The 24,198-nt window shown below is 59.3% G+C and carries 23 protein-coding genes, 1 tRNA gene and 1 pseudogene; 5 read left to right on the forward strand and 20 right to left on the reverse strand.

Features of this window, described 5'->3' with window-relative positions; genetic code table 11:
- Nucleotides 1-156 precede the first annotated feature (156 nt).
- Complete coding sequence (locus AAIA72_RS05695; RefSeq protein ID WP_369602452.1) at nt 157-918, forward strand: inositol monophosphatase; 762 nt, start codon at nt 157-159, stop codon at nt 916-918.
- A 111-nt stretch (nt 919-1,029) separates the two neighbouring features.
- Here AAIA72_RS05695 and secF read toward each other — a convergent pair whose 3' ends face one another.
- The 5 genes from secF to queA are packed head-to-tail and all read right to left on the reverse strand — an operon-like array spanning nt 1,030 to nt 6,429.
- Nucleotides 1,030-1,944, reverse strand: a complete 915-nt coding sequence (gene secF, locus AAIA72_RS05700) for a protein translocase subunit SecF (RefSeq protein WP_369602453.1) — start codon at nt 1,942-1,944, stop codon at nt 1,030-1,032.
- Complete coding sequence (gene secD, locus AAIA72_RS05705; protein WP_369602454.1) at nt 1,941-3,824, reverse strand: protein translocase subunit SecD; 1,884 nt, start codon at nt 3,822-3,824, stop codon at nt 1,941-1,943. The genes secF and secD overlap by 4 nt, the downstream gene beginning before the upstream one ends.
- Nucleotides 3,825-3,863: 39 nt before the next feature.
- Complete coding sequence (gene yajC / locus AAIA72_RS05710) at nt 3,864-4,223, reverse strand: preprotein translocase subunit YajC (RefSeq protein WP_369602455.1); 360 nt, start codon at nt 4,221-4,223, stop codon at nt 3,864-3,866.
- Nucleotides 4,224-4,249: 26 nt separating this feature from the next.
- Entirely contained in the window at nt 4,250-5,359 is a 1,110-nt protein-coding gene (gene tgt / locus AAIA72_RS05715) for a tRNA guanosine(34) transglycosylase Tgt (protein WP_369602974.1), read from the reverse strand.
- A gap of 14 nt (nt 5,360-5,373) precedes the next feature.
- Nucleotides 5,374-6,429 carry a tRNA preQ1(34) S-adenosylmethionine ribosyltransferase-isomerase QueA gene (queA, locus tag AAIA72_RS05720; protein ID WP_369602456.1) on the reverse strand — a complete coding sequence of 352 codons (1,056 nt, stop codon included), beginning with the start codon at nt 6,427-6,429 and terminating at the stop codon, nt 5,374-5,376.
- Nucleotides 6,430-6,578: 149 nt separating this feature from the next.
- On the opposite strand from queA, the gene lexA reads away from it, so the two are divergent.
- Nucleotides 6,579-7,181, forward strand: a complete 603-nt coding sequence (lexA, locus tag AAIA72_RS05725; RefSeq protein ID WP_369602457.1) for a transcriptional repressor LexA — start codon at nt 6,579-6,581, stop codon at nt 7,179-7,181.
- Nucleotides 7,182-7,194: 13 nt separating this feature from the next.
- Here lexA and AAIA72_RS05730 read toward each other — a convergent pair whose 3' ends face one another.
- A complete protein-coding gene (locus AAIA72_RS05730; RefSeq protein WP_369602458.1) occupies nt 7,195-7,680 on the reverse strand; it encodes a hypothetical protein in 486 nt (161 codons plus the stop codon).
- A gap of 326 nt (nt 7,681-8,006) precedes the next feature.
- Here AAIA72_RS05730 and AAIA72_RS05735 point away from each other — a divergent pair.
- Nucleotides 8,007-9,289, forward strand: a pseudogene (locus AAIA72_RS05735) (DUF1329 domain-containing protein).
- On the opposite strand, the gene htpG reads toward AAIA72_RS05735, so the two are convergent.
- Nucleotides 9,262-11,160, reverse strand: a complete 1,899-nt coding sequence (gene htpG / locus AAIA72_RS05740) for a molecular chaperone HtpG (RefSeq protein WP_369602459.1) — start codon at nt 11,158-11,160, stop codon at nt 9,262-9,264. The pseudogene AAIA72_RS05735 and the gene htpG sit on opposite strands and share 28 nt — an antisense overlap.
- A gap of 161 nt (nt 11,161-11,321) precedes the next feature.
- Here htpG and AAIA72_RS05745 point away from each other — a divergent pair, with 161 nt between their 5' ends.
- Together AAIA72_RS05745 and AAIA72_RS05750 are read left to right on the forward strand one after the other, a co-directional pair.
- The gene (locus AAIA72_RS05745) at nt 11,322-12,308 is read left to right on the forward strand and encodes an esterase/lipase family protein (RefSeq protein WP_369602460.1); all 987 of its coding nucleotides are present in this window, start codon (nt 11,322-11,324) and stop codon (nt 12,306-12,308) included.
- Nucleotides 12,309-12,311: 3 nt separating this feature from the next.
- Complete coding sequence (locus AAIA72_RS05750; RefSeq protein ID WP_369602461.1) at nt 12,312-13,367, forward strand: lipase secretion chaperone; 1,056 nt, start codon at nt 12,312-12,314, stop codon at nt 13,365-13,367.
- Here AAIA72_RS05750 and AAIA72_RS05755 read toward each other — a convergent pair.
- The 13 genes from AAIA72_RS05755 to purM all read right to left on the reverse strand — a co-directional run bounded on the left by AAIA72_RS05755 (nt 13,339) and on the right by purM (nt 24,178).
- Nucleotides 13,339-14,331 carry an NADPH:quinone oxidoreductase family protein gene (locus tag AAIA72_RS05755; RefSeq protein ID WP_369602462.1) on the reverse strand — a complete coding sequence of 331 codons (993 nt, stop codon included), beginning with the start codon at nt 14,329-14,331 and terminating at the stop codon, nt 13,339-13,341. The two genes, AAIA72_RS05750 and AAIA72_RS05755, sit on opposite strands and share 29 nt — an antisense overlap.
- Before the next feature lie 137 nt (nt 14,332-14,468).
- A tRNA-Val gene (locus AAIA72_RS05760) sits at nt 14,469-14,545 on the reverse strand.
- Nucleotides 14,546-14,610: 65 nt separating this feature from the next.
- On the reverse strand, nt 14,611-15,846 hold the full coding sequence (gene glp, locus AAIA72_RS05765) for a gephyrin-like molybdotransferase Glp (RefSeq protein WP_369602463.1): 1,236 nt from the start codon (nt 15,844-15,846) through the stop codon (nt 14,611-14,613).
- Complete coding sequence (moaB, locus tag AAIA72_RS05770; RefSeq protein WP_369602464.1) at nt 15,843-16,415, reverse strand: molybdenum cofactor biosynthesis protein B; 573 nt, start codon at nt 16,413-16,415, stop codon at nt 15,843-15,845. Before moaB ends, glp begins: the two co-directional genes overlap by 4 nt.
- An 84-nt stretch (nt 16,416-16,499) precedes the next feature.
- Nucleotides 16,500-17,138, reverse strand: a complete 639-nt coding sequence (gene can, locus AAIA72_RS05775) for a carbonate dehydratase (protein ID WP_369602465.1) — start codon at nt 17,136-17,138, stop codon at nt 16,500-16,502.
- Between the two features lie 15 nt (nt 17,139-17,153).
- Nucleotides 17,154-18,161 carry an NAD-dependent epimerase gene (locus tag AAIA72_RS05780; RefSeq protein ID WP_369602466.1) on the reverse strand — a complete coding sequence of 336 codons (1,008 nt, stop codon included), beginning with the start codon at nt 18,159-18,161 and terminating at the stop codon, nt 17,154-17,156.
- A gap of 11 nt (nt 18,162-18,172) precedes the next feature.
- Nucleotides 18,173-18,913: a TIGR04219 family outer membrane beta-barrel protein gene (locus tag AAIA72_RS05785; protein ID WP_369602467.1), complete on the reverse strand. Its 741-nt coding sequence runs from the start codon at nt 18,911-18,913 to the stop codon at nt 18,173-18,175.
- A 32-nt stretch (nt 18,914-18,945) separates the two neighbouring features.
- Nucleotides 18,946-19,656 carry a phosphoribosylaminoimidazolesuccinocarboxamide synthase gene (purC, locus tag AAIA72_RS05790; RefSeq protein WP_369602468.1) on the reverse strand — a complete coding sequence of 237 codons (711 nt, stop codon included), beginning with the start codon at nt 19,654-19,656 and terminating at the stop codon, nt 18,946-18,948.
- 16 nt (nt 19,657-19,672) lie between these two features.
- Nucleotides 19,673-20,662 (reverse strand): outer membrane protein assembly factor BamC, encoded by a 990-nt coding sequence (gene bamC, locus AAIA72_RS05795; RefSeq protein ID WP_369602469.1) that lies wholly within the window; start codon nt 20,660-20,662, stop codon nt 19,673-19,675.
- Entirely contained in the window at nt 20,659-21,540 is an 882-nt protein-coding gene (dapA, locus tag AAIA72_RS05800) for a 4-hydroxy-tetrahydrodipicolinate synthase (protein ID WP_369602470.1), read from the reverse strand. Before dapA ends, bamC begins: the two co-directional genes overlap by 4 nt.
- Before the next feature lie 187 nt (nt 21,541-21,727).
- Entirely contained in the window at nt 21,728-22,480 is a 753-nt protein-coding gene (locus AAIA72_RS05805; RefSeq protein ID WP_369602471.1) for a DUF3108 domain-containing protein, read from the reverse strand.
- Nucleotides 22,461-23,126, reverse strand: coding sequence for a phosphoribosylglycinamide formyltransferase (gene purN, locus AAIA72_RS05810; RefSeq protein ID WP_369602472.1), 666 nt, complete (start codon nt 23,124-23,126; stop codon nt 22,461-22,463). The genes AAIA72_RS05805 and purN overlap by 20 nt, the downstream gene beginning before the upstream one ends.
- A 5-nt stretch (nt 23,127-23,131) precedes the next feature.
- Nucleotides 23,132-24,178 (reverse strand): phosphoribosylformylglycinamidine cyclo-ligase, encoded by a 1,047-nt coding sequence (gene purM, locus AAIA72_RS05815; RefSeq protein WP_369602473.1) that lies wholly within the window; start codon nt 24,176-24,178, stop codon nt 23,132-23,134.
- Between the last annotated feature and the right edge of the window lie 20 nt (nt 24,179-24,198).

Genomic DNA, 24,198 nt, shown 5'->3' on the forward strand with positions numbered 1-24,198 from the left:
AATGTGCACACAAGAATGATGAACGCAAAGGAAATTAGCGCTATCATAGCGGGTTCTGAGAATTCGGAAACAACACGTTCTGTAATAAGTGGGTACGCCATGCAGCCAATGATTAACATTGCTCTGAGAGCCGTGCGCTCGCATCTTGAGCATCTGATGACGGTTATCGATCGGGAAAACCTGTCCTTTTCGGATCCGGCCAATCTGAAAAGAGTACTGTCCCGTATCGAGTCGTCCTTTTACGAACAACTGTCCCGGGGCCTGCAACGCGCCTACCCGACACATCATATTGCCAAGCGCGGAGACCTGAGCGCACCCGCCAAGGGCTTCAGCTGGCATATCATGCCCCTTCACAACCCCATCAGCCTGGTCAAGCGACAGCCGGACTGGGGGTTTTCCGTGCTCTGCAAGAAGGATGGCCACGCCGAGCATGCCCTGATCCTCATGCCCGCACTGAATGAAGAATATACAGCCAGCCGCGGGCATGGCGCTGAGCTCAATGGCCGCAGGATGCGGGTATCTCCTCTGGCCGACGAGTCACTTGCCGTGGCGAGCACCAACCTGCTCAAAGGCCTTGCGGAAGTGGAGGACCCTGACCGTCGTCAGGGGCTGGTGGAGCTCTATGCACGCCTGGATTCGGGTGTCTTTACCCTCGAAAGCCACCGCTCCCTGGCCATCGCGCTGGCCCAGGTGGCCGCCGGCAAGACCGACCTGCTGATCAGCAAGGCCCCGACTGCACACGAAATGGCTGCTGGCCTGCTGATCGCCAAGGAAGCCGGCGCATTGTCCTCCGAGTTCAATGGCAACCCGGTCACGGAGCGCAGTCCGGTCATGCTGGTCGCCAATCCGAAGCTGGCCAAACGCGTCCTGCCTTGGTTCAAGGGCAAGCAGGCACTGTTTGTCAAAGACGCAACCTGAAGCATGTGAAGCGGTGATAGACCAAACAGAAAAGGCGCCATCGGCGCCTTTTCTGTTTGTTGGCAAAGCCCCGACTTTGACCGGGGCTTTTTTGAGTTGAGAGAAGTCCAGTCAGACGACCCCGTCTTCCGGCTGGTTTTTCACCGGCAGCGCAAGATCCTCACGTGAGATCCCCTGTACCAGCAGCAGCGCACTGGCCACATAGATGGACGAGTAGGTGCCCACCACGACGCCGATAATGAGCGCCTGAGAGAACCCGTGCAGGGCGTCGCCTCCCAGGAAGTAGAGCGCGATCAGTGTCAGCAATGTGGTCAGGCCCGTGACGATGGTACGTGCCAGGGTTTCCGTGAGAGAAATATCGATAACCTCCTCAACGGACCCCTTGCGGATCTTGCGGAAGTTTTCGCGAATCCGGTCACTCACCACGATGGTGTCATTCAGCGAGTAGCCGATGATCGCAAGCACGGCCGCCAGGACGTTGAGGTCAAACTCCCACTGGAATACGGAAAAGAAGCCTACGGTAATGATGACATCATGAATCAGTGCTGCCACCGCTCCCACCGAAAACTTCAGCTGAAAGCGGAAGGCCACGTAAAGCATGATCATTGCCAGTGCAAGCAGCAGGCCCATGCCCCCCTTCTCGCGCAGCTCGTCACCAATCTGTGCACCGACAAATTCGGCCCGCTTCAGCGTCACCTGCTGTCCATCCTTCTCCAGCGCAGAGACCACCTTCTGGCCCACCTTGTCATCCTGACTTTCCGCCAACCGGATCAGAATGCTCCGGTCAGAGCCGAACTTCTGCACAACCACCTTGTTGTATCCGGCCTGCTCAAGCTGCCTGCGTACGTCATCCACGCGGGGAGGCTGAGCATATTCGACCTCGATGACCGTCCCGCCGGTGAAATCCAGCCCGAGATTGAGTCCCCGCACCGCCAGGGAAACCAGCGATATCAGGATGAGCGTCAGGGACAGTCCGAGCGCAACTTTGGACCCGGACATGAAACGGTAGATCTTTTGTTCGCTCATACAGCCAGGGCCCCCGTTTTTCCGCCAATGGACAAGGTCTTGATCTTGCGACCTCCGTAGATGAGGTTCACCAGTGCACGCGACACGGTAATGGACGTGAACATGGACGTGATGATACCGATGGACAGCGTAATGGCGAATCCGCGGACGGGCCCGGTGCCCACCGCAAAGAGTATCAGTGCGGCAATCAGGGTGGTAATGTTGGCATCAAAGATGGAGATGAACGCCCGGTCATAGCCGGCATGAATGGCCGACTGCGGCGGCAGACCATTACGCCATTCCTCGCGGATGCGCTCGTAGATGAGCACGTTCGCATCCACTGCCATACCCACGGTAAGCACGATACCCGCCATGCCCGGCAAGGTCAGTGTGGCACCGAATATGGACATACAGGCAATCAGCATGACCACGTTGGCCGCCAGCGCAACATTGGCCACCAGACCAAACACGCGGTAATAGACCAGCATGAACAGCAGCACCAGAGAGAAGCCGATGATGATCGACCACTTTCCGGATTCGATATTCTGCTGCCCAAGGCTCGGGCCCACAGTGCGTTCTTCCACAAAGTAAATCGGTGCAGCCAAAGCGCCTGCTCTCAGCAGCAGAGCCAATTCCTGAGCTTCATAAACCGAATCCAGTCCGGTGATGCGAAAATCCGATCCCAGCGCCGATTGAATGGTAGCCAGACTGATGATCTGCTTCTCTACATAACGTTCCTTGACCGGAACTTCCTTGCCGTCTTTCTTTTCATAACCCACCGTACGCTCCTTGTGCTCCACGAACAGCACAGCCATGCGGCGCTTGATGGCATGGCGGGTCACACGATTCATCATGCGGCCGCCTTCAGAATCGAGCGAAATATTGACCTGAGGCTGCCCGTTCTGATCGAAGCCCTGAGATGCCCGGACCACCGATTCGCCGGTGATAATGACATCTTTTTCAAGAATCGCAGTACGTGCCGGATTGCTTCGGAACGGATAGGTTTCGGTTTCGGAAGCTGGCGCATCAGGCTTGGCTTCGAGACGGAATTCCAGGTTGGCCGTGGCACCGATGACGCGCTTGGCTGCTGCGGTATCCTGCACCCCAGGCAATTCGACCACAATCCTGTTGCGGCCCTGACGCTGCACCAGCGGCTCGGCCACCCCCAGCTCGTTGACCCGGTTGCGCAGAGTGGTCAGATTCTGGGTAATGGCGTTATCCTCGATTTCCCTGAGCTGCGCCGGTGTCAGGGTCAGCCTCAGCGCTGGCAGTCCCTCATGCTCTGTCGTTTCGATAAGGAATTCCGGCATTTCCCGGCGCAAAATGCCTGCCGCCTTGTCACGATCCCCCGCACGACGCAACGTCACGATCAGCGTTGCCCCCTGATCCCGGATAACTTCCCGATAGCGCAGCTTCTCTTCACGCAGCCGTGACTTGATCCGGCTCTGGAACATGTCCAGACGCTGTGCCACGGCCTTGTCCATATCCACTTCCAGCAGGAAGTGCACCCCGCCACGCAGGTCCAGACCCAGCTTCATGGGTTTGGCACCTATGGCCTTGAGCCAGTCCGGCGTCGTGGGAACAAGGTTGAGCGCTACAACAAAATCATCACCCAGCGCCCGTGTCAGGACCGGTTTGGCTGCCAGCTGATCTTCATTGGAATCAAACCGGAGGGTCACACGCCGGTCTGCCAGCTCCGGATCCCGGTAGGGCACACCAGCCTTGTCCAGCGCCGAAGTCGCCTTGTTGAGCACAGATTCGTCCACGGCTGTGGTGGCACTTGCACCACTGATCTGGACGGCATAATCATCCGGGTAAAGATTGGGTATGGCGTACAGGGTGCTCAGCGCGAGCACCAGTAAAATAAGCAGGTTTTTCCACCAGGGATAGTGGTTGAGCATGATGCCCCCTTAATACAACGGCCCTTGTCTTCTTCAGGCTCAGATATCCTTGAGCGTGCCCTTTGGCAGCATGGCGGTGATGGCCATCTTCTGGACCTTGGCTTCCACGCCGTCCGCAATTTCGATGACAACGAAATCGTCCTTGATGCGGACAATCTTGCCTGCCAGACCACCATTGACCAGCACTTCATCACCCTTGGACAGGCCCTCGATCAGTGCCCTGTGCTCCTTGGCCCGCTTGGACTGTGGCCGCCAGACAAGGAAGTAGAAAATCAGAACAAAGCCGCCCAGAAACAGGATCTGGCTGATGGCGCTGGGTGCACCGGGTGGCGGTGCCGCTTCGGCCCAGGCAGACAGGGGTGCAAGTGTAAGCAGTGCCGTAATGAGGCGTTGTGACATGGTTCTCTTTCTCCAGAATAGTCGTTTCATTCGGGCACACCATCGGCCCGTTCCCGATAGAACTGTGCGACAAAGTCGGACAATGTACCGGCTTCAATCGCATCGCGCAAACCTTTCATCAGACGCTGGTAATAGCGCAGATTGTGAATCGTATTGAGGTGGGAGCCAAGGATCTCTCCGCATTTATCCAGGTGATGCAGGTAGGCGCGGCTGTAATGCTGACAGGTATGACAGTCGCACCCTTCTTCCAGCGGCCGGGTATCATGACGATACCGGGCGTTGCGGATCTTGATGGTGCCCCAGCGGGTAAAGAGGTGGCCATTGCGCGCATTGCGCGTGGGCATGACACAGTCAAACATGTCCACCCCCCGCAACACGCTCTCCACGATATCTTCCGGCTTGCCCACTCCCATGAGATAACGGGGCTTGTCTGCCGGCATCATGGCAGGCAGATAGTCCAGCACCCCCATCATCTCGTCCTTGGGTTCGCCCACGGACAACCCGCCAATGGCATAGCCGTCAAAACCGATATCCTGCAATCCTGCCAGGGAGGCCTCGCGCAGCGGCCGATACATGCCCCCCTGGATGATCCCAAAGAGGGCCGAAGGACTGTCCCCGTGTGCGGCACGACTGCGTGCCGCCCAACGCAGAGACAGTTCCATGGATTCACGCGCCTGCTTCTCCGTGGCCGGATAGGGGGTGCACTCGTCAAAGATCATGACAATGTCGGAGCCCAGATCGCGCTGAACGGCCATGGAGGATTCCGGCGTCATGAAGACTTCGGCCCCGTCAACCGGTGACCGGAACCGGACGCCTTCTTCGGTGATCTTGCGCAGATCCCCAAGGGAAAACACCTGAAATCCACCGGAATCCGTCAGAATCGGCCCCTGCCACTGCATGAAGTCGTGCAGGTCACCATGGGCCCGGATGACTTCCGTACCCGGCCTGAGCATCAGGTGGAAGGTATTGCCCAACAGGATGTGTGCGCCAACGTCCCGCACATCATCGGTTCGCACGCCCTTGACCGTACCGTAGGTCCCGACCGGCATGAATGCGGGCGTTTCCACCACTCCACGGGGAAAGTGAAGGCGACCACGACGGGCGCGCCCATCTTCGCCCAGTTTTTCAAAATGCATGAAACAGGCGTCTCTCAACGGTGACTCTCCTCAGGGGCAACCGGCCCATTGTACAGGAACATGGCATCTCCGTAGCTGAAAAAACGATAATGTTCACGAACGGCTTCAGCATACGCTTCCAGTATCCGGGACCGCCCCGCATAGGCGGAAACCAGCATGAGAAGCGTGGATTTTGGCAGGTGAAAATTGGTCATGAGCGCATCCACCACCTGAAACCGGTAGCCGGGGTAAATGAAGATACGGGTCGAGGCTGTCCGCGCCCGGATCCGGCCGTCCTCGAATGCGGATTCCAGGGTCCGGACCGAGGTGGTGCCCACGGCCACAATCCGCCGCCCAGCCTCACGCGCCCGGTTGAGCCTGTCGGCGGCCTCTTCGCTGACCCTGTAATATTCCTCATGCATGTGATGCGCATGGATATCCTCCACACGAACCGGCTGAAAGGTGCCCGCCCCCACGTGCAGGGTAACCTCCACCCTTTCGACTCCCATGGCATCAATCCTGCCGAGAAGTGCCTCGTCAAAGTGCAGACCGGCAGTCGGAGCCGCCACGGCTCCCGCTTCCCGCGCAAAGACGGTCTGATACCGGTCTCGGTCGGTCGCATCATCCTCACGATCAATATAAGGCGGAAGCGGCATGTGACCCACGGCGTCCAGCAGCTCAAGCACACTTCCGGCACCACACCAGCGCAGGTGAAACAGGGCGTCATCACGATCCAGCACCTGAAATTCGCCCTCCGCGCCATCCACATGGAGCACGCTCCCCGGCTTTGGCGACTTGCTGGCACGCACATGGCACAGCACTTCACGCTCACCCAGTACGCGCTCCACGAGCATCTCCACGCGGCCACCGGTCGCCTTGCGGCCAAACAGTCGCGCAGGAATCACCCGCGTATTGTTGAACACCATGACATCACCGGGGCGCAGCCACTCGGTCAGCGCAGCGACCCGGGCATGCGCAATGGCGCCGGTCGCGGCATCAAGCGCCAGCAGCCGACTGGCCGAGCGCTCGGGCATGGGGCGCCGGGCAATGAGTTCATCCGGGAGGTGATAGTCAAACAGGTCAATATGCATGAGGACAGGTAACGGGCAGTGATTTCAGGGGCGCATACTTTACCTTAAATCCCCGCCTCGCTCCATGCCGGCATGGGCCCTAGCCATCCTTGATTTTGCATTGATCCTGAAGTAGTGTACAAATAACCAGACTGGACAGGAATACAGGCATGCAGAAGCTGACACGCCGGCAGCAGGAAATTCTGGATCTGATCCGCGATCATATTCAGGAAACGGGCTATCCCCCGACGCGGGCGGAAATCGCCGCTCACTTTGGCTGGAAATCCCCCAATGCCGCCGAAGAACATCTGAAAGCCCTGGCACGGAAAGGCGCTATCCGCATGGTGGCCGGTGCATCCCGGGGCATTCAGCTCCCCGACCAGGGCCAGGAGGGCATCCCGGTGGTCGGACGCGTGGCCGCCGGCCAGCCGCTGCTTGCCGAAGAAAACGTGGAAGACTATTGCAAGGTGGATCCGGCGCTCTTTCATCCAAGAGCCGACTACTTCCTGCGCGTCCGCGGCGAAAGCATGAAAAATATCGGTATCCTCGACGGAGACCTGCTTGCCGTTCACAAGACTCAGGAAGCCCGGAACGGCCAGATCGTGGTCGCCCGGATCGAGAATGATGTGACGGTCAAGCGCCTGGAACGCAAGGAAAGCGAAGTTATTCTCTGGCCGGAAAACGAAGCGTTCGAACCCATTCGTGTTGACCTGAAGCGCGAACCCTTTGCCATTGAAGGGCTTGCCGTGGGCGTGATCCGCCCTCATGCGTGAACCGCATCGGGACTCAGAACTCTTCCCAAGTTGTGCGCCACTCTGTCAGCCAGGCCTGAAAGGCGTCCAGAATGAACGCCCGGTTTTGCTCCGGTGTACCGGCATCCGACGCCAGCAACGCATCACGCCAGGGCGCATTGACTGCCTCCTGGGCCGGCCCGGCAGGTTCAGGCTCCCCCATCTGGCGAATCAGCGCCTGAATCCGGCTTACCCAGTGCCCGGGCTCCGCTGCACCCTCCAGCAACAGATTGAGTGCAGCAGGCCTCGCATCCGGTTCAAAGAAGCGAGTGACGGTTTCGAGCGAATCTGCCCGCGCCTTCTGGCCTGACCGTGCCAACATCTCATTGAGCATCCCCCGCCATGCCTGTGCAAGCAGGGCATCCGCAGCTTCGTCATGGGCCCGTTTCGTCAACCCCTCCTCCGACGCCAGGCTGCGTTCATGATGCCAGCGGGAGAGAAACAACTTGCCATCCGTGTACCGACGCCAGGATTCGCTCATTTTTTCACCTATGGTTACAGAATGTGACAAAGCCCCACTACGCGCACTTTCGTAAAGTACGTACTATACTGTCAGCCAACTATTAGCCTGTATCCTTCACTCAGAGTCAAGAGAACTTCATGACACGACACAGATATTCAATCCTGACGTTTGCACTCGCCCTCAGCGTGAGCACATTCACGCAGGCCAAGGTTTCAGAAGAGGTGGCCAGCCGTCTCGGACGCGACCTCACTCCTCTCGGAGCCCAGATGACGGGCAATGCTGACGGCTCCATTCCGGCATGGACAGGGGGAATCACGGAACCGCCGGCAGGCTATGAGAAAGGCATGTGGCACATCGATCCCTTCGCTGGAGAAACGCCGCTGTTCACCATTGACGCCAGGAATGCCAGTCAGTACGCGGCGCATCTTACCGAAGGTCAGCAAGCGCTGTTCCGGACCTATCCGGACAGCTACAAGATGATTGTCTATCCGTCGCACCGGTCTGCTTCTTACCCGCAATATGTCTATGATGCGCTGAAGCGTAACGCCCTGAATGCGGAAGTCATGCCCCGCGGTACCGGGGTCAGGAATGCCGTGATTACCAGCCCGTTCCCCATTCCCCAGTCCGGTATTGAGGCACTTTGGAATCACACCCTGCGTTACCGTGGCGAGCAGGTCAAATTCCGCTCTGCCTTCGCATCCCCCAACCGGAACGGCAGCTATACGCCCGTACTGACCGAGTACGAATATTTCTTCACCTACAGCCAGCCGGATGCCACACCTGAAAGTATCAACAACATCATTTTCATGCTGCGCACACGGGTTCTTTCCCCCCGAAACTGGCCGGGACCATGACACTGGTTCACGAGACGCTGGATCAGGTTCGTTCACCCCGAAAGGCCTGGCGTTACGAAACCGGGCAAAGACGGCTGCGCCGCTCTCCCCAGCTGGCCTATGAAACGGATCTGCCCAACAGTGAGAGCCAACGCTCGGTGGATCAGCTCGACATGTACAATGGCGCGCCCGATCAGTACGAATGGACGCTCAAAGGCAAGCGTGAGATCTATATCCCGTACAACGCGTACCGCCTCCACTCTGATAATACGACGATTCAGGAAATTGTCAGGCCACAGCACATCAATCAGGATCTGGCACGCTACGAACTTCACCGTGTTTGGGTGGTGGAAGGCGTTTTGCGGGAAGGTTTGAGCCACATTTATTCCAAGCGCCGCATGTATCTGGACGAGGACAGCTGGCAGATTGTACTGTCCGAGGAGTTTGATAATGATGGCAAGTTGTGGCGCGTGTCCGAAGCGCACCTCATCAACTACTATGAAGTGCCCGTGCCCTGGACCACGCTGGACCTGACCTATGACCTGAAAAATGGTCGCTATTTTGTGGACGGGCTTGATAACGACCAGCAGCCCAGAGATTTTGCCCCGACCTGTCACCGAGAGATTTCTCGACGTCGGCCGTGCGCCGGGCAGCAAAGCGCTGACGCCACTGCAGAAGACTTTCCCAAGCGTCGAACACACAATGTTAACCATAAAGAACAAAGGGGCACATGGCCCCTTTGTCATAACGTGGCGATCTCCGAATCTCAGTTTGCCAGCTCAAGAAGCAGCTGATTGAGCCGTGTGACAAACCCAGCCGGATCCCTGAGCTGCTGACCGCTGGCCAGGCGCGCCTGGTCGAACAGCACCCGGGTGAACGCTTCAAAACGGCCATCATCCTGTTCATGCTCCAGACGCTTGACCAGGGCATGCTCCGGGTTGATTTCGAAAATGGGTTTGGACTCGGGCAATGACTGACCCGTTGCCTCCATGATGCGGCGCATCTGTACGCCAAGGTCATGCGCACTCAGCACCAGGCAAGCCGGCGAGTCGGTCAGGCGATGCGTGACCCTGACCTCTTCCACCTCATCCTTCAATACCTGTTTGATGCGCTCGATGAGAGGCTGGGCAGCCTTCTCCAACGCCTCATGCTTTTTCTTGTCCTCTTCATCCTCGATGCCGGACAGATCCAGATCACCCTTGGTGATATCCACAAAGGTCTTGCCATCATATTCGGTCAGATGACTCATCAGCCATTCATCAATCCGCCCGTGCAGCAGCAGGACTTCCACGCCCTTCTTGCGGAACACTTCCAGATGCGGGCTGTTGCGCATGGCTTCCCAGCTATCGCCGGTCATGTAGTAGATCCGGGTCTGCCCTTCCTTCATCCGGGAGATGTAATCATCCAGGCTCTGATCTTCTTCCGCGGACTCGGACACCGTCGTGGTGAAACGCAGCAACTTCGCGATTTTCTCACGGTTGGCGTAATCTTCTGCAGGTCCCTCCTTCATCACGTCACCAAAGGCCTTCCAGAAGGTGCGGTACTTGTCCTTGTCGTCCTTGGCCAGCTTTTCGAGCATGCTCAACACCCGCTTGGTCAGCGCTGACTTGATGCTGCGCACGGCCTGGCTGTCCTGCAGGATCTCACGGGAAACGTTGAGCGGCAGATCCGAGGAATCAATGACGCCCTTGACGAAACGCAGATACAGGGGCAGGAACTGCTCGGCATCATCCATGATGAACACGCGCTTGATATAGAGCTTGAGCCCGCGCGGAGCCTCCCTGTTGTAAAGATCAAAAGGTGCATGGGACGGAATGTACAGGAGGCTGATGTACTCCTGCTTGCCCTCGACCCGGTTGTGTGACCAGGTCAGCGGATCCTGCCAGTCATGGGCAATATGCTTGTAGAATTCCTTGTACTCTTCATCACTGATCTCGTTGCGCGGCAGGGTCCAGAGTGCCTTGGCGGCGTTCACGACCTCCCATTCCGGGGCGTCTTTCTTTTCATCCTCCTCCTGCGCTTTCGGCATCTGAACCGGGAAGGCAATGTGATCGGAGTAGGTCTTGATCAGGCTGCGCAATTTCCAGTCATCCAGATGTTCGGACGCATCCGCCTTCAGGTGCAGCACGATCCGCGTGCCCCGGTCAGCCTTTTCACAAGGTTCAACGGTGTACTCGCCCTGCCCTTCCGAACTCCAGAGCACACCCGCCGAGGCCGGTTCACCCGCCTTGCGTGAATAGACCTCCACCTTGTCTGCCACAATGAATGCGGAATAGAAGCCGACACCAAACTGACCGATCAGATTGGCGTCTTTCTGCTTGTCACCGGACAACTGCTTCAGAAATTCTGCCGTCCCGGACTTGGCGATGGTCCCCAGGTGCTGGATGACGTCCTCCCGGTTCATGCCGATACCGTTATCCTCAACGGTCAGGGTCCGGGCGTCCTTGTCGAAGGAAACCCGGATCCGCAGGTCGCTGTCATCCTCGTACAGAGCATTGTTGGCCAGTGCTTCAAAACGCAGCTTGTCCAGCGCATCTGACGCATTGGAAATCAGCTCACGCAGGAAGATGTCCCTGTTGCTGTACAGGGAGTGAATCATCAGGTGCAACAGCTGCTTGACTTCCGTCTGAAAGCCCAGGGTTTCTTTCTGTGTGTCCGTCGTCATTCGTTCGCTCCGTAACCACTCAATACATCAGCCCCTTAACATGGGGGTGCAGGATGTCTTTTCAAGATGTCCCACGTTTGGGGGAATGTATTGAGGGTGCCCCATCCGTATAGTGTGTACGGCAGTACCAATTACAAATACAACAAACCAGGAACTGAACCATGAAACAAGTCATCCTCGCACTGGGGCTGCTGCTGTCGTCCCTCACGCCGGCTCAGGCAGCCGATACCTATACCCAAACCCGCTACCCCATTGTCCTTGTACACGGTGTCATGGGCTGGGACAGTCTTCTCGGGCTGATCGAGCACATGTACCGCATTCCCTACGAACTCCAGCGTTCCGGTGCCAAGGTCTATGTGCCGACCGTTGCCTTTCTGAACAGCAACGAATACCGGGCTGACCAGCTGGTGCGCTATCTCTCTGCGCTGGAAGACTACAAGTTCAATCTGTTCGCCCACAGCCAGGGTGCTCCGACATCACGCTGGGCGGCCACCGTGATACCGGAGCGGATTGCCTCCATTACCTCCATACACGGGGTCAACAAGGGCTCGTTCTTCGCCGACACCTTTGTCAAGGCTGTTCCGCAGGGCACTGTACGCGGTGGCGTGATTGATGCGCTGGGCAAGACACTCGGGTATCTGGCCACCCTGCTCGACGCCGGCAACAGTGACGATCTGACCTGCCTGACTACCGGCCGCTGCAGCCAGGACTCCATGGCCGCGGCCTACACCATGACCACGGATGAGATGATTCGCCAGAATAGCCTGCTCGGCTGGCAGGGACTGGATCCCGACGGCTGCGGCACCGGCAGTGAAGATCTCTGGATCTACGGGCACCGCATCAAGGCGTTTTCCTGGGGCGGCACGGATCCCACCACCACCGACTTCAAATGGTATGATATCTTCCGGCCGAACATGGTGCTCAACGAAGCCGAAGACGCCTTCCTCAGCCTGACCGCCAGCTTTTCCAGCCGGCCCAGCGACGGCCTGACAGATATCTGCTCACAAAAATTCGGTCGCGTCATCCGCATTGACTACCCCCTCAATCATTTCGATGCCGTCAACCATATTTTCGGCGAAACCGGCAGCATCAATGTACCCAGCCTCTATCGCGCCCAGGCAAACCGGCTGCGGAACATGGGACTCTGAGGCATGAACAGCCGGATACCACGACAACTGATCTTTACCGTACTGGCGTTCGGCGGCATGCTGGGCATGGGGTGGCTCTGGTCACCGTCCAGTCCGGAGGTTATCGCAGATACCCCGGTACCACTGGTTGCGGCACGGGGTGAGATGCCTGCGCCTGCGACAAAGCAGACCAAGGCGGATGAGGTTCAGGCCGCCATACTGGAAAGGGACTTCCGCCCCCGGTCACTGGCCGGCACCCAGGAGGATGGCCGCCTCACCACCGACACGACCGGAAGGCTGGTGCGCGACCGGGCATTGCGGGACCGGATCGACTACTGGCTCACCAGCCTGGGCGAGCTGGACGTCAACGCCATACGCGCCCGACTGATTCACGAAGCGCAACAAACTGGCGGCGAGGCGGCCGCGCGGGACATGGCGGATCTGCTGGACCGCTATCTGGCCTACCTGGATGCTGCAAACGAGCTGCTCTCCAACCCGGCACCGGCCCGGGGCAGTGGCCCGGAGGCCATCATTCAGTCGCTTTCCGACACGCTGGACTCGCTGCATGGTCTGCGGGTCAGTTACCTGGGACCGGAAACCGCCAGTGCCTTTTTCGCGGACGAAGAAGCCTACGGCGCCTTCACCATTGAAACCATGAAGGTGCGGACCAACCCCAATCTCAGTGCGGACGAGCGTGAACGTGCCCTGCGTCAGGCACGCGAGCAACTGCCCGAAGGCCTTAAGGAAGTGGTGGCGTCTCAGGAAGCGACCAACGCCCGCATCTCGGCGGGCCTGGAGGCCATGCAGAAGGCACGTTCAGAAACCGAACTGGATGCCCTGCTGCAACAGGCCGGCTATGACGAGGCAGCAAGACAACGGGCCATCACTACCTGGCAACAGGAACGTGAGTTTGATGAGGCCTATTCCGGCTACCGCAAGGCCGTGGAACAGCTTCAGACGCAGAGCGGACTGGCACCGGAAGACCGGGCCAGCCAGCAGGAAAACCTGCTCAGAACCTGGTTCAGGCGACCCGAGGCACGTCAGCGTGCGCTCATGCGGGACCGGACTCATCAGGGATAAGGACGGCCTTCCCTGTCAGGCGGCGGGACTCCATGTCCGAAAAGGCCGTCTGCCAGTCTGACAAGGCATAGCGCTTCACGGCGGGTGGCGTGAGCTTACCCGCCGCATACAATTCGGCCATTTTCCGGAAATTATCTGCATTGCCCTGAGGGTCTTTCATGGTGTAGGCGCCCCAGAACACGCCACAGATGTCACAACCCTTGAGCAGAGGCAGATTGGCCGGCAATTTCGGAATTGTACCGCTGGCAAAGCCCACAATCAGCAGCCTTCCGCCCCAGCCCATGCTACGCAATGCCTGCTCGGTCAGGTCGCCCCCCACCGGATCATAAGCCACATCCACACCTGCACCCTTGGTAAGGCTTTTGACCGCATCCCGGAGTGAGGTTTCCGTGTAATTGATGGTATGGGTCGCCCCCGCCTTGCGGGCAGCCTCCAGCTTTTCGTCTGAGCTGGCTGCCGCAATGACGGTGGCACCCAGCGCCGCACCGATATTGACCGCCGCGAGACCGACGCCGCCGCCCGCCCCCAGTACCAGCAATGTCTGGCCGGCCTGCAGATGCCCACGCTGAACCAGCGCATGCCAGGATGTACCGTAGATCATGGGAAAACCGCCTGCCGTGATCAGATCCATGCCTTCCGGCACCGGCATCAGGTTCTGCTCGGTGACAACCACCTCTTCGGCGAAAGCACCAATCCCCGTCAGCCCCATGACACGATCACCCGGCCTGAAGCGGGTCACCTGCTCCCCGACACTGACCACCTCTCCGGCAACCTCACCGCCCGGGACGAACGGTAATGGCGGCTTGAACTGGTACTGCCCCCGAATGATGAGCGTATCGGGAAAATTCAGACCCGCCGCGGCCACCCGGACACGCACACCCCTGCCCTTGGCCTCAGGCGCGGGAATATTCGCAAGTTGCAGACGATCCGGCCCGCCCAGCTCAACACATTGCAATGCTTTCATGATGACCTCTCTCAAACGACCAGCGGTCATTCAAGCATGAGTCATGCGCCGGGTAAAGGAACAAGGGCACACACGCCGGAAAGCGTACACGACTATCAGAAGTGATTGATCGGAAAAGGGAATCGAAAATTGGGAGATGGTGGGTCTAACTGGACTCGAACCAGTGACCTCTGCCATGTCAAGGCAGCGCTCTAACCAACTGAGCTATAGACCCATTCGTTAACTGCGTCAGCGGGTGCGTACTCTATCAAAGAGCCGCACCCTGATCAACCCCTTTTTTCAACCCGGAATCAGGTCACTGAAAGGGAGGAATTCGACCAGGTCACCTTCCTGAATCACGGCACCGGCGGGCACGCGTACCAAGCCGTTCCCCCAGGTCGCGGAATACAGAACACCCGAGCTCTGATTGGCGTATCTTTCTACAACCCATTCCTCTCCGGCCCTGATTGCACGGCAACGCAGAAACTCTTCCCGCTTCTGCGGCTTGCGTGTGGAGAAGCTCGCACGCAGGCGCACGGACAACGGCTCGGCGGCCGATTCCCCCTGTAACCGCCGGATCACGGGCCGGCCCACCATCAGCGCCGTGACGAACACGGCCATGGGATTGCCGGGCAATCCCAGATAATGCGCATCGCCCACGCGCCCCCAGGCCAGCGGTTTGCCCGGCTTGATCGCCAGACGCCAGAGGTTCAGGGCACCCAGACGTTCAACCGCAGCCTTGAGGTGATCTTCTTCACCCACGGAAACGCCGCCCGATGTAATCACCAGGTCTGCCGATTCGGCCGCACGGGACAATGCCGCCTCGGTTGCCTCCGGTGTATCGGCCATCACCCCAAAGTCGACAATCTCGCAGCCCCAGGCACTCAGAAGGCCGCGCAGAGTATAGCGGTTTGAGTTGTAGATCTGTCCTTCGCCCAGCGGTTGACCCGGCTCACACAGTTCATCTCCACTGGAAAGCAAGGCCACGGTGAGACGCCGCCGGACCGGCACCTCTGCCAGGCCCACTGATGCCAGAAGTCCCATGTCCTGAGGCCGAATGCGCCGCCCTCCGGGGAGCATGAGCTGCCCTTCATGCAGATCCTGTCCTCTGGGACGGATATTGTCACCGGGCTGCGGCCTGGCGTCCGTGACCAGAAACCCCGACTCTTCCCTGCAGACTTCCTGCATGATGACGGCATCGGCACCTTCGGGCACCGGCGCGCCGGTGAAGATCCGCGCCGCAGTGCCGGGCTGCAGGGGCTGCGGCACCGCACCCGCCGGGATCCGTTGTGAAACCGGCAAGCGCCCTTCGGCCTGCACGAGATCCTGTACCCGAACAGCATACCCGTCCATTGCACTGTTGTCCCAAGGCGGTACGGCCACCGGCGAGACCACGTCCCGACTCAGAATCCGCCCCAGGGAGGCTGTCAGCGCCACCGTCTCCTCGCCATCCACCGGATTCAGTACCGCCAGAATCTGAGCGAGGGCGTCATTGAGCGGCGTCAGTCCCCCGGTATCACAACATCCCGCACTCATCCCCGGCTCCCGCACTCGGGCTTGGCTGAAATGGGGGCTTTCTCCGGCGCTTTCTTCTGGAGCAGCAGCCCGGCAAAATTGCACGGCTTGTGTCGTGCATCCAGCTGTTCGCGGATGATACCGTTCCAGGCAGTCCGGCATGCTCCCGTTGAGCCCGGCATGCAGAAAATCACCGTCTTGTTCGCCAGTCCGGCAACGGCCCGGGACTGAATGGTGGATGAACCGATTTCAGTGTGGGATATCTGCCGGAACAGCTCGCCGAAACCTTCGATTTCCTTGTCGAAAAGCGGCCTGATCGCCTCGGGTGTGCTGTCCCGATCCGTGAATCCGGTACCCCCGGTAATCAGGACCACGTGCACCGTCGGCTCCGCAATCCAGCGGGATACCTCGCGACGCAGAAGGTAGACGTCGTCCGGAATGATCACCCGGTCTGCAAGAACGTGACCCGCCTCCTGAAGCCCTTCTACCAAGGCGTCTCCGGATGTGTCTTCAGCCAGCCCACGGGTGTCGGAAACCGTCAGCACGGCAATGTTCAGAGGCTTGAATTCGGCTTGACTCTTGTGTCCCACAGGACCCCCTCAAAATTGAGATTCATCAGAATGGTACATGGTCCGAAGCATAGCGGCTTTGGGCCATGCCTGCTTTGACGGTGGTCAACCCTGCACATAACGATATACACCGGGCAACTGGTCCGGACCGCTGACCGTCACCTGAAGATCCTTGAGCAAACCATCCGCCAGTCCGTAGATCCAGCCATGCACGGCCAGTTTCTGACCGCGCTGCCACGCATTCTGCACGATGGACGTATAGCACACGTTGCGCACCTGGTGCACCACATTGAGCTCACAGAGCCGGTCCGCCCGCAGCTCTTCATCTTCGATGGCATCCAGCTCGCGCTGATGAATGAGGTAAACATCCTTGATGTGGCGCAGCCAGTTGTCGATCATGCCGAATTGTCCGCTGGACATGGCCGCACGGACGCCGCCGCAACCGTAATGTCCGGTCACGATGATGTGGCGCACTTTGAGCACTTCGACGGCATACTGCACAACGGAAAGGCAGTTGAGATCCGAGTGCACGACCACATTCGCCACGTTGCGATGGACGAAGACCTCTCCCGGAGGCAGGCCCACAATTTCGTTGGCAGGCACCCGGCTGTCGGCGCAGCCGATCCAGAGGTAGCCGGGTGTTTGCTGTTGCTTGAGCCGGTCAAAGAAGCCCGGATTCCGCGCCTGAATGTCTGCCGCCCAGCGGCGGTTGTTGTCCAGCAGGGACAGGATGGATTCCGGCATGTGACGCAGCTCCCCTCAGACCTTGTAGAAGTCCCGGTACCAGTCCACAAACTTGCGGATCCCGACTTCGACGGGCGTTTCCGGCTTGTAGCCCACGTCGTTGATCAGATCCTGCACATCCGCATAGGTGGCCGGTACATCCCCCGGCTGCAGGGGCAGCAGGTTTTTCTCTGCCTTGCGGCCGAGACATTCCTCAAGGATCTCGATGTAACGGGACAGTTCGACCGGGTTGTTGCTGCCGATGTTATAGAGCCGGTACGGGGCAAAGCTGGTGCCCGGATCGGGCCGCTCTCCCGACCAGTCCGGATTCGGCCGGGCAACGTGATCCAGGGTGCGCACCACGCCTTCCACGATGTCATCAATGTAGGTGAAGTCACGCTTGTGCTTGCCGTAATTGAACACATCAATGGGTTCGCCCGCCAGAATCTTGCGGGTGAAGATGAACAGCGCCATGTCGGGCCGGCCCCAGGGACCATACACCGTGAAAAAGCGCAGGCCTGTGGTGGGGAGCTGATAGAGGTTGCTGTAGGTATGCGCCATCAGCTCGTTGGCCTTCTTGCTGGCCGCATACAGACTCAGCGGATGATCCACATTGTCGTGAATCGAAAACGGCATGCTGGTATTGGCGCCGTAGACGGAGCTGCTGGATGCATACACCAGATGCTCCACCTCATGACGACGACAACCTTCCAGAATGTTCATGAACCCGACCAGATTGGCATCCACGTAGGCGTGCGGGTTCTCCAGCGAATAGCGCACACCGGCCTGAGCGGCCAGGTGCACCACACGCTGGGGCTTGTAGAGCGAGAAAAGTCGGTCCATGCCCTCCCGGTCTGCAACATCCAGACGAACATCCTGGTAATTTTCGTAGGGCTCCAGCGTGGCCAGCCGGGCCTGCTTGAGCGAGACGTCATAGTAGTCGTTGAGGTTGTCCACCCCGATGACCTCATCCCCGCGCTCAAGCAGATAACGTGAGACATGTGAGCCGATAAAGCCGGCACTTCCTGTTACCAATATGCGCATGCGATCCCCGATCAGAAGTGTACAAAGGCGCCCAGGTAGGGACCGCCGATGCGAACATCGAAATCCACGTCATCCACGTCGTCCAGCACCACATCGAATGAGCGGTAGCCGGCTTCGATACCCACGACATTGATTTCGTACTTGATATTGGCGTTGACATCCAGCAGCCGGTTGCCACTGTATCCGATGCCGGCCACCGAGGCATTGGCGGACAGCCCGGTAAACGGCAGATCCACTCCCGCGCCCACATAAACGAGTGGCAGCACTTCGTTGACATCCACCGTTTCCTGTTTGGCGATTGGCAGTGTTTGTTCCACCCGAACCATGCCATCAAAGAACTTGGCCTGCAGCCCAAGGTCCAGATTGACGACATTGTCCAGCAGTCGCCAGTAGGCCGTGAGATCCGTGTGGGTCAGGTCGAATTCGGTTGTGACATCACCGGAAAACGACACGTTGCGGAAGGTCTTGGTCAGCGTGCCCTTTGCCGTTTCGCTCAGCTCCGTATATCCCAGCCTGAGGTTGGGTAGTGCAGGCACCGGGTGTTCAAACGCCACATAGCCCGTGACGAAGGTGCTGTCATCAAAGCCCAGGTCCTTTTCCATGTCGATGTCATTGTTGTTCGACGTGAACGTACCGTTATAGGACGGCATCCAGCCACTGACGCCGGCAAACAGACCCAGTGTATCGGCCCGGACAGCGGGCGCCAGCGCCGCAGCGCAACTCAGGGCAAGGATGGTGTGCTTCAGCTTCATCGTATCCTCCGGTTCTGTGTTCGGAATGTCTTTCAGAGTGACACGCCCAGACGACGCCCCACTTCCTTGTAATAGTCTATGACATTTCCCAGATCTTGCCTGAACCGGTCCTTGTCCATCTTTTCACCGGTCGCCTTGTCCCAGATGCGGCAACCATCCGGACTGAATTCGTCACCCAGCACGATCCTGCCGTCGCACTCGCCGAACTCCAGCTTGTAATCCACCAGAATCATGCCCGCCTCATCGAACAGTCGACGCAGGACATCATTCACCCGGAAAGTCAGATCCTTCATGGTCGCCAGTTCGGCCTCGGTGGCCCAGCCGAAGGTGATGGCATGGGAGTCATTGATCATCGGATCATGCAGCGCGTCGTTCTTGAGGAAAAGCTCGTAGGTGGGCGGATTCAGTTCACGACCCTCCTCAATGCCCAGACGCTTGCACAGACTGCCTGCGGCCCGGTTGCGCACCACGCACTCCACCGGAACCATGCGCAGGCGCCGGACCAGGGATTCGGTATCGCTCAGCAGACGGACGAAGTGTGTGGGGATGCCCGCGGCCTGCAGCTTTTCCATGATGAACGCGTTGATCTTGTTGTTCACCGCGCCCTTGTCATCCAGTTGAGCCTTTTTTGCACCATCGAATGCGGAGGTATCGTTCCGGTATTCCATGATGAACAGATTGGGATCATCCGTTTCATAAACGGATTTGGCCTTGCCCCGGTACAGTTCTTTGCCTTTTTGCATGCGTTTCTCCGCAAATTTAACTCAGGTGTTCCAGTACGTTCTCGATCAGCCGTCGTGCGCGTTCCTGGCCGGCCTGCCCGCTTGACAGGGGTTCGGCCTGCAGGATCAGTCCGTCATTGCCGCGAATCAGCCGCAGGCGGGTGTCGGCAGGTGGCTGATCACCGAGCCCTTTCAGTCGATCCAGCCAGCGCTCGAAGATGGTGCGTGTCTTGAGGGCGACATCCCAGGTTCCCTGGCTGCGATCCCGGTCCACCACCCGGATACCCGCCTGTGCGAGGGCCTGATCCACTTCGAACCAGCCGCGGTCATAGTCGACATACAGGGCGAGCTTCGCCGTACCGTCCTCGCTTTCAAGCAGTTTCACGCGCGGTTTGCTGTCCAGCTGGCGTGCACGCAGGGAGTAGGACTCTTCGTTGCGTTCGGCGAGCCAGGTTTCCAACGCCGTGAGCAGTGCTTTCTGGGCCGCCCCATCCGGCCCGTCCAGCCGGATCTCCGAGCTGTTGCGCTTGAGCCCGTTCTGAATGTGCACTGTCCAGGTTTCCGGCAGCGCATCAGTCAGTTTCAGGGTGTCCAGCCAGTTCAGTGCCCGGGCTGCATTGCGAGGCACTTTCACCTCCATGACACCGCTGTCGGGCTGCTCGCGCACAATGCGCAGACCGTTTTCAGCCCAGTAGCGGCTGACGGCTGACCAGATCCTGGAAGGACTTTCACTGACCGCCAGCCAGCGATCCTCACCAAGCTCCCGGTAAGCGGCCTTGATGGCCGTGATGTCTTCCAGGGCACGTGGCGGAGGGGGCAATTCGAACTTTTCTTCGGAGAGCGCCTTGCGCTCACCTTCCGGAACCACCCAGTCATCCCTGAGCTTCGAACGGTCAAAGACGCCACCGGTTGACAGCGGCGGGAGCTGCTGCGCACGGGTATAGTCCAGAGTCCGGTCCGGTATGAATTCGCAGGCCGGGAGCACCAGGGCGAAACAGAGCGGAGCAAGCCAGCGAAGTTGCCTCATGCGTCCAGCAACCCCTGCTCCGCCAGCACCTGCCGCAACGGTTCACGCAGCGGCTCGGCCAATGGGGTCAGGGGCAGACGGATACCCGTGTCAATCATGCCCATGAGATGCAGTGCCCACTTGACCGGGATGGGGTTGGACTCCACGAACATGGCCTTGTGCAGCGGTTGCAGTCTCGCCTGGAGGGCTTCGGCCGCCTCGCGCTCGCCTGCCATGGCCAGCCGGCAGAGTTCGGCCATTGCGGACGGTGCCACGTTCGCAGTGACGGAAATGTTGCCCTTGCCTCCGGAGAGCATGAGCTGTTCACAGGTACCGTCATCGCCCGAATATACGGCCATGGCATCACCGACCAGGCGGATCAGCTCCTGACCACGGGGAATATCTCCGGTGGCATCCTTGATGCCCGCGATCCGGGGGTGCTCCGCCAGGCGCAGTGCGGTTTCATTCTTGAGGTCCACGGCGGTACGGCCCGGGACATTGTAGAGAATCTGGGGAATGTCCACGCTGTCAGCCAGCAACTTGTAGTGCTGGTACAGGCCTTCCTGGGTCGGCTTGTTGTAGTAGGGTGTCACCAGCAGACAGGCATCAGCCCCCGCTTCTGCTGCCGACCGGGTCAGCTGCAGGGCTTCCTGCGTGGAATTGGCGCCGGTACCCGCAATGACCGGAATCCGCCCGGCCGCCTCTCGCACCACAAACCGGATGACTTCTGCATGCTCATCAAAATCGAGCGTGGCGGACTCGCCTGTCGTTCCCACGGCCACGATCGCATCCGTACCGTTCTCGACATGGAAGCTGACCAGCCTGGCGAGCGCCTCCCAGTCAATGGAACCGTCTGCATGCATGGGCGTTACCAAGGCAACAATGCTTCCCGAAATCATGTTCTGTGCATCCTCATTCTGTCATCTGTGCGGGCCCGCCGATCTGCGGACAAGCTCTGGCGCTATGGTACTGCCAGCACCCCTCCGACACAAGGCTGCTCATGCCGGGGAGCAACGACCATAAAGCCCGGGCAACTGACAGGGAGGCGCTCAATGCGAGGCATGATATGTGTTCTCCCGACAAGGTCTATTGCAGCTCAAGGTCATTCAGCGTCATGACAAACTCATCGCCCTCGGGGGTTCGGTATTGTGCCCGGAGAGGCAAATGGGCAAGCGCCGGGGCCAGCCAGACCTGCATCCCGATACCGGACGCCCCACCGAGCCGAACCTCCTGCACCGCGTAGCGGCGACCCCGCCAGAGGATGTGATCCTCTCCCGCCAGACGCGCCGGCGTCCATTTCAGGCGGCCGCCATCGGACATCCTGCAGCCCTTCGGAACCCGCCCCTCCAGCAGTTGCACCCGCAGATAAAGCTGGCAGCTGAGAGTGTCCAGGTCGCCCTGCCCCAGGGGCTGGGTCCAGCGCTCACCGTTGACACTGATGACCAGCCGGTGTGCCCTGCGGTCAAAGATCAGATCGACCCGCCGGGTTTGCCACAACCACCGTCTGACATAGGTATAGCGTAAAGGTTTCGGGTACACCCCCTCCCACGTCAGAACCGATTCCTCGCGCCGGGCATAAAGCCAGCCCTCTGCCGTCTGGGTCAGGTGCCAGCGCCCGTCCTCAAGCCGGATCAGCTGGCGGGTCACCCTGACCTTGAGGAGGAACAGGCCGCTGCGGCGGGCTTCATAAGTTGCCACATAGGGAACAAGGCGCTCGGGCACACCCTCTGCCCGCACAGGCGAGACCGTGAGCCCGGTGAATGTCAGCCAGCAGAGCCACGCGCACAGCCAGCCGCCGCACGCGGTGGACGTGCGGCGTTCAGGCTTCTGCCACCGCACAGTTTTCAATTCTGAGCGGCGCGGTCAGAACGCGGCCATCCAGTTCGACCTGATCGCCAGCAAGAGCCAGTCTGCCTGCACAGGCAAGCCGGATCACCTCCGGGTACAGCAGGTGTTCCTGTCCCAGCACCCGCTCTGCCAGCGCTTCCGGCGTATCGTCCGGCATCACGGGCACGACCGCCTGCATGATGACGGGGCCACCATCCAGCGCCTCGGTCACAAAGTGAACACTGGCGCCGGCTTCACGGTCTCCGGCTTCGAGGGCGCGGGCATGCGTGTTCAGACCCGGATACCTGGGCAGAAGGGAGGGATGAATGTTCAGCATGCGCCCGGCAAAGGCCTGAACGAAGCCCGGTGTCAGGATGCGCATGAATCCGGCCAGGATGACCCAGTCCGGTTCATGGCGTCCGAGCACGTCCATCATGGCCTGATCGAAGGCTTCACGCGTCGCATACGCCCTGTGATCCACGACCTCAGCAGGCACACCTGCCTTGTGCGCCCGTTCCAGTGCCAGGGCATCCGGACGATTACTGAGCACGACTGCCGGCTCGGCATCAATATGCCCTGTCCGAATGGCATTCAGAATGGCCTGCAGATTGCTCCCGCTGCCTGAAACCAGTACTGCCAGACGGGGTTTTGCGGACATGTCACTCACGCCTCGATCCGGACGTATGGCTTTTCACTGTCTGCAGATTCGATCTGTCCCAGTTCGATCACCTCTTCGCCACACCCTTTGAGGAGCTGAATCGCCTGATCACGGGCACTTTGGGGCACAACGATGACCATGCCGATACCGCAGTTGAAGGTTCTGTACATTTCCCGGTCTTCAATATTGCCGGCCTCCTGAAGCCAGTCGAATATGGCAGGCCGTTTCCATGCACCGGCATCAATCACCGCTCTGGTGTTGGCAGGGAGCACCCGCGGCAGGTTTTCGGGCAGTCCACCACCGGTAATATGTGACAGCGCATGAACAGGCACGTTGCGAATGAGCTCCAGGATGGTCTTGACGTAGATGCGGGTCGGCGTCAGCAGTGTTTCGCCCAGCGTGCTGCCCTCAAAGGGGTCATGGAGACTCGCCCCGGAAACCTCCAGCACTTTTCTGACCAGAGAGAAGCCGTTGGAGTGCACCCCGGAAGACCGCAGACCCAGCAGGATGTCACCTTCCCGCACCAGGCTGCCGTCTATGATTCTGGGCTTGTCCACGATACCGACGCAGAATCCGGCCAGATCGTAATCTTCACCTTCATACATGCCCGGCATTTCTGCGGTTTCGCCACCTACCAGTGCACAACCTGCCTGACGACAGCCTTCAGCAATACCGGAAACAACGTCTGCCGCCGCATCCACGTTGAGCTTGCCGGTAGCATAATAATCCAGGAAAAACAGGGGTTCGGCACCCTGCACAATGAGGTCATTGACACACATGGCCACCAGATCGATACCGATGGTGTCGTGACGGTTCAGGTCCATGGCCAGACGAAGCTTGGTGCCGACACCATCGGTACCCGACACCAGTACGGGCTCCTGATACCCGCGCGGCAGCTCGAACAGCGCGCCGAAGCCACCCAGTCCGGCGAGCACTTCCGGGCGGCGGGTGGATTGTGCGGCGCCCTTGATCCGCTCAACCAAAGCATTGCCTGCATCAATGTCTACACCGGCGTCACGGTAGCTCAGGGAGGGTCGGGATGTTTCGGTCATGGAGGTGTGTCCTGCAATTT

This window comes from Thermohahella caldifontis (genome assembly GCF_041153465.1).
GTDB classification, from domain to species: Bacteria; Pseudomonadota; Gammaproteobacteria; order Pseudomonadales; family Oleiphilaceae; genus Thermohahella; species Thermohahella caldifontis.